General features: G+C 34.9%; 11 protein-coding genes. 2 read left to right on the forward strand and 9 right to left on the reverse strand.

What is annotated here, in order from left to right:
* Positions 1-2: 2 nt before the first annotated feature.
* Genes F1847_RS05490 through F1847_RS05500 form a run of 3 tightly spaced genes read right to left on the reverse strand, consistent with a single transcriptional unit; the run spans position 3 to position 4,472 of the window.
* Complete coding sequence (locus tag F1847_RS05490; RefSeq protein ID WP_206202385.1) at positions 3-1,355, reverse strand: APC family permease; 1,353 nt, start codon at positions 1,353-1,355, stop codon at positions 3-5.
* On the reverse strand, positions 1,345-2,166 hold the full coding sequence (locus F1847_RS05495; RefSeq protein ID WP_150072082.1) for an SAM-dependent methyltransferase: 822 nt from the start codon (positions 2,164-2,166) through the stop codon (positions 1,345-1,347). Before F1847_RS05495 ends, F1847_RS05490 begins: the two co-directional genes overlap by 11 nt.
* A gap of 17 nt (positions 2,167-2,183) precedes the next feature.
* A complete protein-coding gene (locus F1847_RS05500; RefSeq protein ID WP_150072083.1) occupies positions 2,184-4,472 on the reverse strand; it encodes a TonB-dependent receptor in 2,289 nt (762 codons plus the stop codon).
* A 483-nt stretch (positions 4,473-4,955) separates the two neighbouring features.
* Here F1847_RS05500 and phoU point away from each other — a divergent pair, with 483 nt between their 5' ends.
* Entirely contained in the window at positions 4,956-6,299 is a 1,344-nt protein-coding gene (gene phoU / locus F1847_RS05505; RefSeq protein WP_150072084.1) for a phosphate signaling complex protein PhoU, read from the forward strand.
* Between the two features lie 20 nt (positions 6,300-6,319).
* Here phoU and lepB read toward each other — a convergent pair whose 3' ends face one another.
* The 5 genes from lepB to F1847_RS05530 all read right to left on the reverse strand — a co-directional run bounded on the left by lepB (position 6,320) and on the right by F1847_RS05530 (position 10,626).
* On the reverse strand, positions 6,320-6,931 hold the full coding sequence (gene lepB / locus F1847_RS05510; protein WP_150072085.1) for a signal peptidase I: 612 nt from the start codon (positions 6,929-6,931) through the stop codon (positions 6,320-6,322).
* A 17-nt stretch (positions 6,932-6,948) separates the two neighbouring features.
* Positions 6,949-8,760 carry a translation elongation factor 4 gene (gene lepA, locus F1847_RS05515; protein ID WP_150072086.1) on the reverse strand — a complete coding sequence of 604 codons (1,812 nt, stop codon included), beginning with the start codon at positions 8,758-8,760 and terminating at the stop codon, positions 6,949-6,951.
* 53 nt (positions 8,761-8,813) lie between these two features.
* Positions 8,814-9,617 carry an ABC transporter permease gene (locus tag F1847_RS05520; protein WP_150072087.1) on the reverse strand — a complete coding sequence of 268 codons (804 nt, stop codon included), beginning with the start codon at positions 9,615-9,617 and terminating at the stop codon, positions 8,814-8,816.
* Positions 9,601-10,332 (reverse strand): ABC transporter ATP-binding protein, encoded by a 732-nt coding sequence (locus F1847_RS05525; RefSeq protein ID WP_150072088.1) that lies wholly within the window; start codon positions 10,330-10,332, stop codon positions 9,601-9,603. The genes F1847_RS05520 and F1847_RS05525 overlap by 17 nt, the downstream gene beginning before the upstream one ends.
* Before the next feature lie 81 nt (positions 10,333-10,413).
* Entirely contained in the window at positions 10,414-10,626 is a 213-nt protein-coding gene (locus F1847_RS05530; RefSeq protein WP_150072089.1) for a hypothetical protein, read from the reverse strand.
* Positions 10,627-10,995: 369 nt separating this feature from the next.
* On the opposite strand from F1847_RS05530, the gene ligA reads away from it, so the two are divergent.
* The gene (gene ligA / locus F1847_RS05535; RefSeq protein ID WP_206202386.1) at positions 10,996-13,053 is read left to right on the forward strand and encodes an NAD-dependent DNA ligase LigA; all 2,058 of its coding nucleotides are present in this window, start codon (positions 10,996-10,998) and stop codon (positions 13,051-13,053) included.
* Here ligA and trpS read toward each other — a convergent pair.
* The gene (gene trpS, locus F1847_RS05540; protein WP_370516790.1) at positions 13,030-14,031 is read right to left on the reverse strand and encodes a tryptophan--tRNA ligase; all 1,002 of its coding nucleotides are present in this window, start codon (positions 14,029-14,031) and stop codon (positions 13,030-13,032) included. The genes ligA and trpS overlap by 24 nt on opposite strands.
* Positions 14,032-14,067 lie beyond the last annotated feature (36 nt).

Raw genomic sequence — 14,067 nt, forward strand, 5'->3', positions numbered from 1 at the left:
ATTTACCCCCTTTTGTTTTTTAATTTTTGATTAAACTTAAACTGGTATAAAACAAAACCTACTAAAATAGTTAAAATCCCTGCCAAAATGGTTAAAGGCTTAGTTAGGATGGTAAAAATAATCATCCAAAGGTTAGCTAAAATAAAAGCAAAAGCCGGGAAAAAAAATCTTTTTTTAAGTTTCATAAGTCCAAAAACCGTTAAGCATGCACATAAAGATAAGGTAAAACCTATGTAAAGAAGAAGGGCTTCAAAGGTTGAGGTTAAAACCATAAAAATAGCAATAAGTGCCTGAAAAATAATAGAAAAAACAGGGGTTTTCTTTTCTGGATGGACTTTTGAAAAGACTTTAAAAAATATTCCATCCCTTGCCATGGCATAATATACTCTTGGTCCGGCGATTATCATAGCACTTAAAACTGAAAGAAGCCCAAAAGTAATTCCAGCAGTAAAAAGAAAAGAAAGCTTTTCTCCAAAAAGCTTTTCTGCGGTCTTAGCTCCTATCTCCACAACTCCAGACATTTCTTCCACAGAAAGGGACTTAACATATAAAAGGTTTATTCCGAGATACAAAGCTACTATTATTAAAACCCCTAACAACAGGGATAAGGGAATGTTCCTTTGCGGGTTTTTAATTTCCTCTCCTATGTAAGTTGCAGCATTCCAACCACTATACGCATACATAACATAGATAAGAGAAACAGGAAAACTTAAGCTTAAAATGGCTTCTTTTTTAGGAATTAGACCCTCTATCTCAAAGGTATTTAACCCCTCCTTAGAATACCAAAGCCCTAATAAAATAAAACCAAAAAGAAAAAGGATTTTAAAAAGGGTTAACCCTGCCTGAAGGTTAGCACCTATCCTAATTCTTTGCACATGAACCAAGGAAAGAAGTAAAATCACTGAGATGGCTAAAAGTTTTGAGGTTATCTCAAAGGTTTGGAAATGGAAAAGCTCTAAAAAGTATTTTGAGAAAGCAATGGCGGTTGCTGCGATAGGAGCTGAAAACCCAACTATAAGCGAAATCCATCCAGCAAGAAATCCAAAGACTTCACCAAAGCTCTCTTTTAAAAAGGTATACTCACCTCCTGCCCGAGGGAACATCCTCCCAAGCTCAGCATAACTGAGAGCCCCAAAAAGGGCTATCAACCCTCCCAAAATCCACACAAGAAGAAGAGCTGCTGGATCTTTAATCTCTTTTATGATAAACCCTGAGGTAGTAAAAATCCCAGTTCCTATGGTATTTCCCACAACAAGCATTATAGCAGAAAAAAGTCCCACTTCTCTTTTTAATTGCCATCTTTCTTCTTCGTAAATAGAAATATTTTTCAGTTCAACCAACTCCTCAGATTTCACCAAAATCTCCTATATAAACCAAGTATTCAAAAGGAAGCTTAATCCCTTTAATTTTTTCATAAATGTCTTCAAAGGTTCCTGCTATGACCCTTTCTTTTTCCTTATAACCTGCATAAAGCACAAAAATTACCTGAGTTTTGGGAGAATAATATTTTTCAATCTTTTTTAAAACCTCGGCTATGTCCTTTATTCTCATGGTGAAAAGAACAAGGTTTGTCCTTGTTTTAGCAAGGCTTTCAAGGTCAGAAAAACCAGAAGCCAGGGTTATACTTAACGTCTTTCCCCCTGTAAGACTTTTTTTAATGGCTGCGTTTGCAGCGTTAAAAGAGCTAACCCCAGGAACAATTTCTGGGTTCAAATCTTTAAAAGCCTCCATATACCAGATATGAGGACCATAAACGGTGGGATCTCCTTCATCAAGCACCGCTACTACTTTACCTTGTTTTACGGCAGTTCTTACTATCTTAGTTATCTTTTCAAGCTCTTTCTTTTTTTCTTCTCTGTTAAAATCATGGGGTCTTATTTCAGATGAGGAAATTTCTTTTTCTTTTCGATAAAAAAGATGAAAAATCCCAAACCCTGCGTCATAAACCTCCTTTCCTTTGATTAAATCTTTCATCCTTTCGCAACTCCACTTACTGCAAAATACAATGTCAGCTTTCTGGATAACCTCATAAGCCCTTAAAGTAAGATTATCAAGGTCTCCCACACCGGTACTAACAAGATAAAGTCTTCCTTCTGCGCAAGCTTTGGAAAAACTGAAAATCAAAAACAAAAGGCTTAAAAGGAAATTTTTTCTAAGTTTTTTCATAACCTACCTCCACTTTTTTAAAAATTAAAGGATATTGAGCTAAACACAGTAAAAGGCACCCCTGGATAATAACTGTTAGAAGTACCAAAAATGTATCTTCTGTCAAAAAGGTTGTAAATCTCAAGGCTTAATTTTATGTTTTTAAGCCTAAGACTTTTTATTTCTTCTTTGTTATAAGAAACTATAAAATCAAAAACTTCATATCCTGATACTTTTTCTGTGCGTTGTAAATCTCCATAATAACTACCTACATACCTAAACCTTGGGGTTATTTCAAACCCTTTGTATCTTGCTATAAGTCCTGTGGTTAACATTCTTTCTGGTACACCAACCACCTGTTTTCCTTCAACAGAATAGCGAATTCCACCACTTACGATATCTTCATCATATTTCATTTTTACATAAGAAGGATTAAAGAAAAAGGAGATTCTATCCGTCAGATAGAACGTTGAAGCAAGCTCAAACCCATATCCCCTTGCCTTGCCGATAAAGGTATTAAAGCTTACCGGTCTTCCAGTTTGAGGGTCAATCAAAGGCTGGGACGGATTATCGGGATCTTTCCATCCCGGAGTAAAAGGAGTGTTTAAATTCTTATGTTTAGAAAAGTATATGGTGGGATATAACTCAAACCTTTGTGTTCTAATCCTAAGCCCCAAATCCCAATTATAAGTTTCTTCACATTGGTAATCGTTAAAAAGGTCATCTAAGGTTATACCCATTTTTTTGAACTTATCATAAAGCCGATAATAAAGGTTAATGAGAGGCATATACATGTATGGTGTTTGAAAGGTTTTACCAAAGCTTGTGTAAGCCTCTATCTTATCACTAAAGGCATAAGAAATACCAAAAGAAGGAACCCAGGAAGAATAGCTTCTTCCACCATAATCAAGCCTTGGTTCCCTTTCTAAATATGGTGTTGTTCCATTATATTTAGTAATATACCCTTCGTTTTCACCGTCCTTTTTCTTTATATAAGTTATTCCTGCCTGCCAGTTTAATTTGCCAAGGTTTCCTGAAAGCTTTAAATACGGACTTGAAGAATAGCCATCTGAAATGCTTTTAGTAAACCTCCCCCATCCGATAAAAGTCAAACTACCATTAGCATTTAACCAGTAATTTTTTGAGGGTCTGTCATCCCACTCTTGACGCTCATAATGATAACCTAAAACCCCTTTAACAAGCCTAAAATCAAAAACAAGCTCCCCCAAAACTCCTTTACGTGTAACTTCCCATCCACTCCAGCTTACTCCTGGTTTAGGTGGTCCTGAAGGACCAGAGATTCTTGAACTCCCACTCCAATCCTCTTTTTCCTCTATCCTGTAGTAAGGTTTTATCTGAAGCACAAGACTATTTAATAACTTAACATCTATAAAACCGTAATAATCATAGTTTGTCCATCCAAGCTTTTGATACTTGTAATAATACCAGTCTTTCGTAGTATTACCTGTAAAGATTTCATTGTAATCTAACCATCTATCTTTTTTAGCATTTTGATAAGAAAGGGTAGCATATTTGTGATGTTCAATATCATTGTAGTTTACCCAGAATTTTATATTAATCATCTCTCCTATTGGTTGAACCAAAGTAAAGTTTACATTATTTCTTGGACCAATTTTTCCTTTACCTCTCCATTTATCTGCTTCAGTATATGAATAGGACAGAGAAATTTTTGTCCCTAAGGGATTAATTTTTCCAGTATCTAACCTTGCAAAAGTCTTGGTGTAGTCATTCATACCTAAGCCTTGTTTAAACTCAAAACCAAACCTATCTTTTGCCCATTTGGGTTTTACCTCAACCGTTCCTCCCCTTGTTCCAGCCCCTGTCCCAAGGTTAACAGGAATAACCCCTTTATAAACATCAATCGCTTCAATATTATCTAAATCAAAGATGTATTCTCTTGGACCGATTGGGTTTCCTCCGTAAACAGGCACCCCTTCAACAGACATAGTCCCCAAGGAACCACTTACCCCTCTTATGGTAATAGTACGTTGAGTAGAGGAAATACCTGTTGGATCAGGACTCTCAAAACGGACTCCAGGTAAAAAATTTAAAATGGACCACACATTACTACTTCCCTTTTCCCCAGATAATTCAATTCCCTTTTTAGTGATTCCAATTCCTGTATAAACCGTTTCTGCGGTTTCTTTAGTAGGAGTAATAATTTTCTCTCCCTCAACCACAACCTCAGGTAGCTCTTCAGCCTTTTTAAATTTTTCTTCTTCTTTTATCTCCTCTCCAAAGGCTGAAGAAACTAAAAATCCTAAAATAGCCAAACTTATATAAAAAATTCTTTTATTTTTACCCATATCCTCCCCCTTTTTAAAAAAATATATTTGTTATACCTTACACAATTTTAAATGGAAATTAATTATTTAGTATCATAAATTTTAGAAATTGTCAATATTAAAGTTATTTTATATTTTTATGAGTTTAAAATTTGAAAAAAAATATAAAATAATAGATATATAGTGCTTAAAATGTGAAATATAAATATTTAAAGTATTACTTAAAAAAGATTGAGATTAGGGCATAGAGGAAGACTATGCAAATAAGCTTTATTTTCTTATAGATCCTTAAAAAACTAATTAAATCCATCGTTATTTAAAAAAATTCCGATCAACCGACATAGTAATTTTAATGATACAAGCAAAAGCAAATTAAAAACTGCCATTGTGGCTCCGATAGCATCTTTAAAATTAACAATTTTAGAGGAAGGCCTGCTATAAGTTTGACCGTTCTTAAAAATTATATTATAATAAATTAATTGCGGTTAGTTGGGGAGGCTTCTCATGACAAGAATAGCGCTTGGCAAGGAGTTGCAAATCTTAAAAAATCTAATAACTGATATGGCAAAAAATGTAGATGAAATGGTAAATGGTACCATTTTAGCTTTAAATAAATTAGATGCAACGATAGCTGAAAAGGTAATCAAAGCAGATGACCAAATAGATTACTATGAACATATGGTATGCCAAACAGCACTTGAAATCATAGCCTTACAACAACCAGTAGCAAGAGATTTAAGGTTTGTAATCACTGCTATAGACATAGCCAGGAACTTAGAAAGGACAGCAGATCAGTCGGTTAATATTGCTTACAGTGCTCTCACTTTATCAAAGCAAGAAAATCGAGCCTTTCCGGAATGTAAAGTAGCCATAGAAGAAATGGCTAACGAAGCTTTAACCATGCTTCATTCAGCCATCAATGCCTTTGTCACTGAAAATACTCAAAAAGCAAGGTCAGTGATTGAATATGATTCTATAGTAGACCGTTTACAAAGGGATCTTATCGAGGATGTAAAAAATTGCATGAAAAGAAGTCCTAACAATATAGATCCAGGGATAGAATATATTAAAGTAATAGAAAATATAGAAAGAATAGCTGATTTAGCAACGAACATCGCAGAAGGGGTCATTTTTGTAACTGAAGGAAGAATGGTAAAACTGGAAGAAAGAACTATCTCTATAAAGAACATCAAAGAAGAAATTTTAAAAGACTTGCCTGTATTTGAGTTATTAAGGAAGCATGCCCGTTTAGTGATAGAATGTGTTGAAAGGCTTTCTCTTTCTTTAGAGGCTTATTATAACCTTAATCAAGAAAGGCTTGAGGAAACGGCTAAACATATTTTTGAGATAGAAAAAGAAGCTGATAAACTAAAAAGAAACATCAGAGGACACTTACCTAAAGGACTTATCTTACCGGTAGAAAGGTTTGAGCTTTTTATGTATCTCAAAGAACAAGACGCCATTGCTGACGTAGCTGAAGAAATACTTAATTGGCTTTCCTTTAAACATCTCCCTGTCTCCTCAGACCTTTTTAAACATATAGAAGAACTTCTAAACCAAAGTATTAAGCCTCTTGAATTTTTAGAAGAAATGATCCTATATTCTGCGGATTTTATTTTAACTAAAAATGAAGAAAGCAGAAACCGTGCCAAAGATTTGATCAGAGAAATTAGGTATGGACAGTACTTAGCTGAAGATTATGGGAACAAAGTTAAAAAGGCCATTTTTAACCAAATAGAAGATCCTTTAGCCCTTTTTTACTTTTTAAAACTAGTAGACCTGATTTTAGGGATTTCTCATCATGCAGAAAATACTGCAGACCTTATGCGGGCTATGATAGCTAAATAAAATAATGTTTTTTAAAAGATTTATTTTATTACTTGCCCTATCCTATCTAATCTTATTCGAAAATGTTCTGAGTCCCAAGAAAAATATATAATCAGAGCCCTACCTTTAAGATATTCTATCGGAACAAAACCCCAAAACCTACTATCATAACTTTGATCACGGTTGTCTCCTAAAACAAAGATCTTTCCTTGAGGGACTTTTATCGGTCCCAAATTGTCTCGAGGACTAACCTCACGAGGGTAAACCTCGGGGTCTACAAACTGTACATAAGGCTCATAAAGAAGTTGACCATTAACATAAACTTTTTTGTTAACTATCTGTATAGTATCCCCTGGAAGCCCTATAACCCTTTTTATAAAGTCTAACTTTTTGTCTAAAGGATAGGTAAAAACTACTACTTCTTGTCTTTTAGGTAGTTCCCTAAAATAGATAAATCCTCCTTGAATCGGATTTTTAACTCCGAATGAGAGTTTGTTGACCAAAAGGTAGTCTCCTATTAATAAGGTAGGTATCATAGAGCCAGAAGGGATTTTATATGCCTGCACTACAAAGGTGCGGATAAAAAGGGCTAAAATTAAAGCTATGACTAAACTTTTAATCCAATCTAAGACCTTTTCTTTACCTGTATTCATTTCTACTCCTTTAGTGTTTAGATTTTTAGAATTGCGAGAAAGGCTTCTTGAGGAATCTCTATTTGACCTATAGATTTAAGCCTCTTTTTACCTTCTTTTTGTTTTTCTAAAAGTTTTTTCTTTCTGGTGACGTCTCCTCCATAACACTTTGCAAGCACATCTTTTCTAAGTGGAGCAATTCTTTCTCTGGCTATAATTTTACTACCGATAGCCGCTTGGATAACGACTTCAAAAAGTTGTCTTGGTATTACCTCTTTTAATTTAGTCACAAGTTCTCTTCCTCTATAATAGGCCTTGTCTTTATGGACTATTAAAGATAGAGCGTCAACAGGTTGTTTATTGATTAAAATATCCATTTTTACTAAATCTCCTGGTTTGTATCCAATAAATTGGTAGTCTAAAGATGCATAACCTTTAGAATAACTTTTAAGTTTATCATAAAAATCTAAGACTACCTCGCTAAAAGGAATTTCATAGACTAAAACGCACCTTTCTGGGGTGAGAAACTTAAGTTCTTTTTGGATTCCTCTTTTTTCTTCACAAAGATTTATCAATTGGCCTAAAAATTCCTTAGGAGTATAGATTTCTGCCTTTATGTAAGGTTCAAGCACCTCCTCTATCAAGCTTGGATCAGGCCACTTTGCCGGATTTTCTACCTCTATTTCCTTTCCGTTTTTAAGTCTTACCTTGTATTTAACCGAAGGGGATGTAGAAATAAGGTTAAGGTTATATTCTCTTTCCAAACGTTCCTGGACGATTTCCATGTGTAAAAGCCCCTGGAAGCCGCACCTAAAACCAAACCCTAAGGCTGCTGAAGTTTCCATTTCATAAGAAAAAGCTGGATCGTTTAACCAAAGTTTTTCTATAGCCTCTTTTAGGTCTTCAAAATCGTCGCTGTCAACCGGGAAAATACCTGCAAAAACCACAGGTTTTTGTTCTTTAAAACCTGGTAAAGGTTCTACCTGAGCCTGAGATTCGGTAATAGTATCACCTATCTTAGCCTCTCTAACCTCTTTTATCCCCGCTGCTATAAAACCAACCTCTCCGGCTGAAAGTAAATCAACCGATGTTGGCTCAGGAGCAAACACACCCACCTTTGTAACCTCGTATACCTTACCTGTAGAGAAAAACCTTATTTTCTGTCCTGTATAAAGCTTGCCATCAACCACCTTTATTAAAACGACCACCCCTAAATAAGGGTCATACCAAGAATCAAACACCAAAGCCCTGAGAGGTTTTTCTTTATCTCCTTTAGGAGAAGGAATCTTCTTAACGATAGCTTCTAGAACTTCCTTAATTCCTATTCCAATTTTAGCGCTTACCAAAATAGCTTCTTCTGCCGAAAGCCCGATAACTTCTTCTATCTCTTTTTTAGTTTTTTCTATGTCTGCTTGGGGAAGGTCTATCTTATTGATAACCGGTATAATTTCTAAGTTGTTTTCTAAGGCTAAATATACGTTAGCTAAAGTTTGGGCTTCAACTCCTTGAGAAGCGTCTACCACCAGTAAAGCCCCTTCACACGCAGCAAGGGCCCTTGAAACTTCATAGGTAAAATCTACATGTCCCGGAGTATCTATAAGGTTAAATTGATAGACCTCCCCGTCTTCACTCTGATAATAAAGCCTTACTGCCTGAGCTTTTATAGTAATTCCTCTTTCTCTCTCTAAATCAAGGCGGTCTAAATACTGGTCCCGCATCTCTCGGGCTGAAACAGCACCGGTAGCCTCTAAAATCCTGTCGGCAAGCGTAGATTTACCATGGTCTATATGAGCAATAATACTAAAGTTTCTAATTTTTTCCTGTGGAAAAAGCTTCGGCTCCTTTTTCATAGCAATTTAAAAATAACAAATTTGTTAGAAAAAACAAGATATTTACTCTATATTTACTCTCCTATTTTAGGAAGCTTTCCCTTTTCTTTAGCTAATCTTAAAGCATAAACAAAAACTAAAGAACTAACTACTAAATAAATTAAGTTTAAAAAATAAGATTTAAGCACTAAACCTATATCCCATTTTTCCGTTTTTAAAATTTCTCTCAAGGTTTCAAAAAGATACGAAGCGGGTACTAATTTACCAAAAGTTTTTATAGGTTCTGGTAAAACCTCTAACGGATAAAACACAGCAGAAAAAGGAAGAAAAAACAAGGCTAAAGCCCAGGCAAGAATTTCTGCCTCTTGACCAAAAAACAAAATAAGTGCCATTGTAAGTAAACCTATACTCCAGGCAAAGATTAGTAAACCATAAACCAAAACAAAAAATTGTAACCCTGTTAGCCAAAATTTAAAATTAAACACCGTACCGGCAATAAACACCATAATAACCGAAGCAATAGCCGCCTTAAAAAGGCTATAGATCATCAAGCCTGCTAAATATTCATAAACTCTTATAGGAGAGACAAAAATATGTACCAAGTTTCTGGACCATACATCTTCTAAAAAACCTACTGCTAAACCTTGTTGAGCCCTTATCAAAATATTCCAAAAAATTAAAGCCCCGATAAACTGAAAAACCCAAAAACCTTGAGAATAAATCTCCTTTTGTAAGTATATAGTAATAAAACCCCAAAGTAAAAGGTCAACCGTTGGCCAATATAAAAGGTCTAACCACCTACTTGGACTGTGTTTTAAAAGAAAAAAATGTCTTAAAACTACGCCATAAATCCTTTTAAAGCTAAAGACCGTCTTCATGAAACACCTTAAAATATAATTCTTCTAAGGACTCCACCTGAAATTGAACCAACAAATGTTTTAACTCACCAAACCCAACCACCCTACCCTGCTTAAGAAGAAGTATTTTGTTGGCAACCCTTTCTAATTCTCCTAATTGATGAGAAGTAAGCACAATCGTAGTCTTTCTTAAGGCTACTTCCTCTTTTAAAACTTGAGATACATATTTTACATATTCAGGGTCAAGGCCAGCAGTAGGTTCATCTAAATACACTATTTCAGGACGATGTAAAAAAGCTCTAACCAAGTTTAACCTCATCATCTCTCCTGAAGATAAAGAACGAGTTAAGGTTTTCTTTTTATGGGATAACTTAAAAAGAGCTAACAATTCTTCTATCCTTTGACTAAGAGAGGGCACTTTATAAAAATAACCAAAAACCTTTAGGTTTTCTTCTACAGTAAGAGAATAAGGAAGACTAAGATACTGAGAAGCAAAGCCAACCTTAGCCAAAATTTCTGCTCTATGTTTTCTGAAATCTTTACCAAAGTAAAAAATCTTTCCATAAGTAGGAACTAAAACATCTAATAATAAATAAAGTAAAGTGGTTTTACCCGCACCATTAGGACCAATTACCCCCAAAACATCGCCTCTTTTTAACTCAAAAGAGACATCTTGAAGCACTTTCTTAGAACCAAAAAACTTAGAAAGAGAAACTGTTTGAAGAATAAAATCCATATGTAAACCCCCTAATCCAAATTTTGATTAGGGGGATTAATAGCCTAAAAATTTGATTTTAAACGTTAAGACTAAAATAGCTTAAGATATTTTAGCCTTTTCTAATTTTGATAAGGCTTCGTCTAAGGTCATAATACCCTTAGCTACCGCATAAGCTATATAAGAATAAACTGTAGTATCATATCCTTCGGGACGAGGAAAAAGGCCCTTAGCACGAAGTTTAGCTAATTTTTCCCTTCTTCTTCTCCTTCTTTCGATTTCTCTCTGCCTTTCTATCTTTTTATGTCTTGCCATCAGTACCTCCACCTTGAAATGATAAAGTTTTGGTTAAAAATATATAGGTTTTTATTTTTTTGTCAACCCCAAACAGATGGTTGTGTGGTTACTATTTTAAAATATTGCGACGTAATTTCTAAATATAATTATCATGTTAATTAGCTATCCTTTCAACCTAATATCCAAACCTATTTTAAGGTTTAAGAACAAATCAAAGAATAACTAAAGTCAATCGTATTTATAAACCGGAGAGAAAGAAAGGCGAATTTAATCGATAAAATAGTAAGGATTACAAGTTAGGTAGTTAGGTAGTTAAATAATGGTTGTAGTTATAAAATTTGAGGTTTAAAATAAATATATCAACAAACCTACCCGGAGGATATAACCATGACTGAGAAAAAAGAAGACCTTTCTCACATCCCTCAAGAAGTGATAGAGCGGGTTAAAAAACTTAGAGAAGAAATAGAATATCATAACTATCGTTATTATGTGCTTGATTCTCCGGTTATCTCAGATGCTGAATACGATGCCTTAATGAGAGAACTCAGAGAGTTAGAAGAAAGATATCCCGAATTGATTACCCCTGATTCCCCAACCCAAAGGGTAGGTTTTAAGCCAGCAGAAGGATTTAAAGAAGTACCTCATGCAGAGCCTATGTTATCCCTTGATGACGCTATGAACGAAAACGAGGTGTTAGAGTTTGATAAAAGAATTAAAAAATTTTTAGGATTCCCAGAAAATACCTCTATAGAATACACTGTTGAGCCTAAGATAGATGGACTCGCAGTAGAGTTGGTTTATGAAGAAGGGATATTAAAGGTAGGAGCTACCCGAGGAGACGGATATGTAGGAGAAGACGTTACCCTTAACATCAAAACCATTAAATCTATCCCCCTAAAACTTAAAAAATTTGACGAAAATTCTCCTGAAATTCCACCAAGAATAGATGTAAGAGGGGAAGTTTACCTAAATAAAGACGAATTTGAAAAAATTAATCAAGAAAGAATACGCCGAGGAGAACCACCTTTTGCTAATCCAAGAAACGCTGCAGCTGGTTCACTTCGCCAGCTTGACCCATCGATAACAGCCAAAAGAAAGTTAGACATATTTTTCTATGGCATAGGCAAAATAGAAGGTTATACCTTTAAGACCCAATGGGAAGTACTTCAAACATTACCTAAATGGGGGCTAAAAGTTAATCCTTTAGTAAAGTTAGTAAAAAACATCCAAGAGGCGATTGCTTATCATCATGAAATGGAAAAGAAAAGACAAGAACTTCCTTATGAAATAGACGGTATAGTTATAAAGGTAAACGACCTTTTTTTATGGGAAAAACTTGGAACTAAGGCCAGGTCCCCAAGATATGCCATTGCTTATAAATTTCAACCTACTCAAGTCACTACCAAACTTTTAAATGTAGTTTTTCAGGTAGGTAGGACTGGAGCCATAACTCCGGTAGCCATTTTAAAACCTGTCCAAATAGGAGGCGTAATAGTAGAACGGGCCACCCTTCATAACGAAGATTATATAAAAAACTTAGACATTAAGATAGGTGATTGGGTGCTTGTCCAAAGAGCAGGAGACGTAATTCCTCAAATTATTATGCCGATTAAAGAAAGAAGAATAGGCGAAGAAAAAGAAATAAAATTTCCTACAGAATGTCCAAGATGTGGCACCAAACTTGTCAAAAAGCCCGGTGAAGCAGTTTGGAGATGTCCTAACCCTAACTGTTATGCAAGCTTGATAAGAAAAATCTTACATTTTGCTAGCAGAAATGCAATGAACATAGAAGGCCTAGGAGAAAAGGTAGCTAAAGATTTGGTAGACAGAGGATTGGTAGAAAACATAGCAGACCTTTATTACCTTCGTTTAGAAGATTTCTTAAGACTACCTGGTTTTGCCTACAAAAAAGCTAAAAATCTTTATGAAGCCATTCAAAAAAGCAAAAAAACTAATTTAGCTCGGTTTCTTTATGCTTTAGGTATAAGGCATGTAGGAGAAGCAATGGCACAACTTTTGGCTCAAAAATTTAAAACCTTAGAAAACCTTATGAACTCCTCTATGGCTGACTTAATGACAGTAGAGGGTGTAGGTTATGAAGTGGCTAAATCGATAGTAGAATTTTTTAGAAACGAACAAAACAGAGCAATTATTAAGAGATTATTAGATGCTGGGATTATTTTTGAAGAAGAAAAAACCGAGGAAGTAATCCCCAAACTTCAAGGATTAACCTTTGTGTTTACCGGTGCTTTAAAATCAATGACCAGAGACCAGGCTAAAGCGAGAGTTTTAAGCTTAGGAGGGAAAGTTTCAGACCATGTATCTAAAAATATAGATTATGTAGTGGTAGGAGAAGCACCTGGGTCTAAATATCAAAAAGCCTTGACCCTTGGAGTAAAAACCATTACTGAGGAAGAATTTTTAAAGCTTATAGGTGAAGCCTAATAATGCGTTAACCTCTTCCATCGTTTTCTTAGCGATAGCCCTTGCTTTTTTTACTCCTTCTCTTAACATCTCTTCCCAGTCTTCTTTTTCTATCTTAGTACGTCTTTCCCATATCTCCGTTAAACTTTCTATTATTTTATCAGCTAACTTTTTTTTACATTCTACACAACCTAGTTGAGTATTTTTACAACCCTCTATCACCTCTTTTTTTTCTTCTTCAGAAAAATAAAATTTTATAAGATTGTAAGCTACACACCTTTTTTCCGGGTCTCCTGGATCTGATTTTCTTGGTCTTTGTACATCGGTTACATAGGATAAAACTTTTTTTCTTACTACTTCTGGTGGATCGTTTAAAAAGATGGCATTACCATAACTTTTACTCATTTTCCTTCCGTCTATTCCTGGTATCTTGGGGACCTCGGATAAAAGGGCCTCAGGTTCTGGAAAAAATTCAGTACCGTATAAAAAGTTAAATCTTCTGGCTATTTCTCTGGTTAACTCTAAATGGGGTACTTGGTCTAACCCCACAGGCACTTTTTCTGCTTTATAAATTAAAATATCAGCTGCCTGTAAAACTGGATAACCTAAAAATCCGTAAGTGGTAAGATCTTTGTTTTGAAGATTTTGTATCATATCTTTATAAGTTGGGTTTCTTTCTAACCAAGCTACTGGAGTAATCATAGAAAAAATTAAAGAAAGTTCAGCATGTTCTTTTACTAATGATTGTAAAAACAATACACTCTTTTCTGGAGAAAGCCCCACAGACAACCATTCCAAAAAAAGTTCTTTCACAAATTCCTTAATCTTTTGAGGAGACTCATACTCAGTAGTAAGGGCATGCCAATCTGCCACAAAATAAAAACATTCATGCTGCTCTTGAAAGGTTAACCAATTTTTTAAAACCCCATGAAGATGCCCCAAATGAAGAGGACCTGTAGGACGCATACCGCTTAAAATTCTAAAACTTTTCACCTTCATCACCCTTTCTAATTTTTTTTGATAGTTTTCTAAAAT

It is taken from the genome of Thermodesulfobacterium sp. TA1, assembly GCF_008630935.1.
Taxonomy (GTDB): domain Bacteria; phylum Desulfobacterota; class Thermodesulfobacteria; order Thermodesulfobacteriales; family Thermodesulfobacteriaceae; genus Thermodesulfobacterium.

What these genes read in the sequence shown, in the direction of transcription:
- phoU (WP_150072084.1), top strand. Translation starts at nt 4,956, where the DNA reads ATGACAAGAATAGCGCTTGGCAAGGAGTTGCAAATCTTAAAAAATCTA.
- ligA (WP_206202386.1), top strand. Translation starts at nt 10,996, where the DNA reads ATGACTGAGAAAAAAGAAGACCTTTCTCACATCCCTCAAGAAGTGATA.
- F1847_RS05530 (WP_150072089.1), bottom strand. Translation starts at nt 10,626, where the DNA reads ATGGCAAGACATAAAAAGATAGAAAGGCAGAGAGAAATCGAAAGAAGG.
- lepB (WP_150072085.1), bottom strand. Translation starts at nt 6,931, where the DNA reads ATGAATACAGGTAAAGAAAAGGTCTTAGATTGGATTAAAAGTTTAGTC.
- F1847_RS05500 (WP_150072083.1), bottom strand. Translation starts at nt 4,472, where the DNA reads ATGGGTAAAAATAAAAGAATTTTTTATATAAGTTTGGCTATTTTAGGA.
- F1847_RS05520 (WP_150072087.1), bottom strand. Translation starts at nt 9,617, where the DNA reads ATGAAGACGGTCTTTAGCTTTAAAAGGATTTATGGCGTAGTTTTAAGA.
- trpS (WP_370516790.1), bottom strand. Translation starts at nt 14,031, where the DNA reads ATGAAGGTGAAAAGTTTTAGAATTTTAAGCGGTATGCGTCCTACAGGT.
- lepA (WP_150072086.1), bottom strand. Translation starts at nt 8,760, where the DNA reads ATGAAAAAGGAGCCGAAGCTTTTTCCACAGGAAAAAATTAGAAACTTT.
- F1847_RS05525 (WP_150072088.1), bottom strand. Translation starts at nt 10,332, where the DNA reads ATGGATTTTATTCTTCAAACAGTTTCTCTTTCTAAGTTTTTTGGTTCT.
- F1847_RS05495 (WP_150072082.1), bottom strand. Translation starts at nt 2,166, where the DNA reads ATGAAAAAACTTAGAAAAAATTTCCTTTTAAGCCTTTTGTTTTTGATT.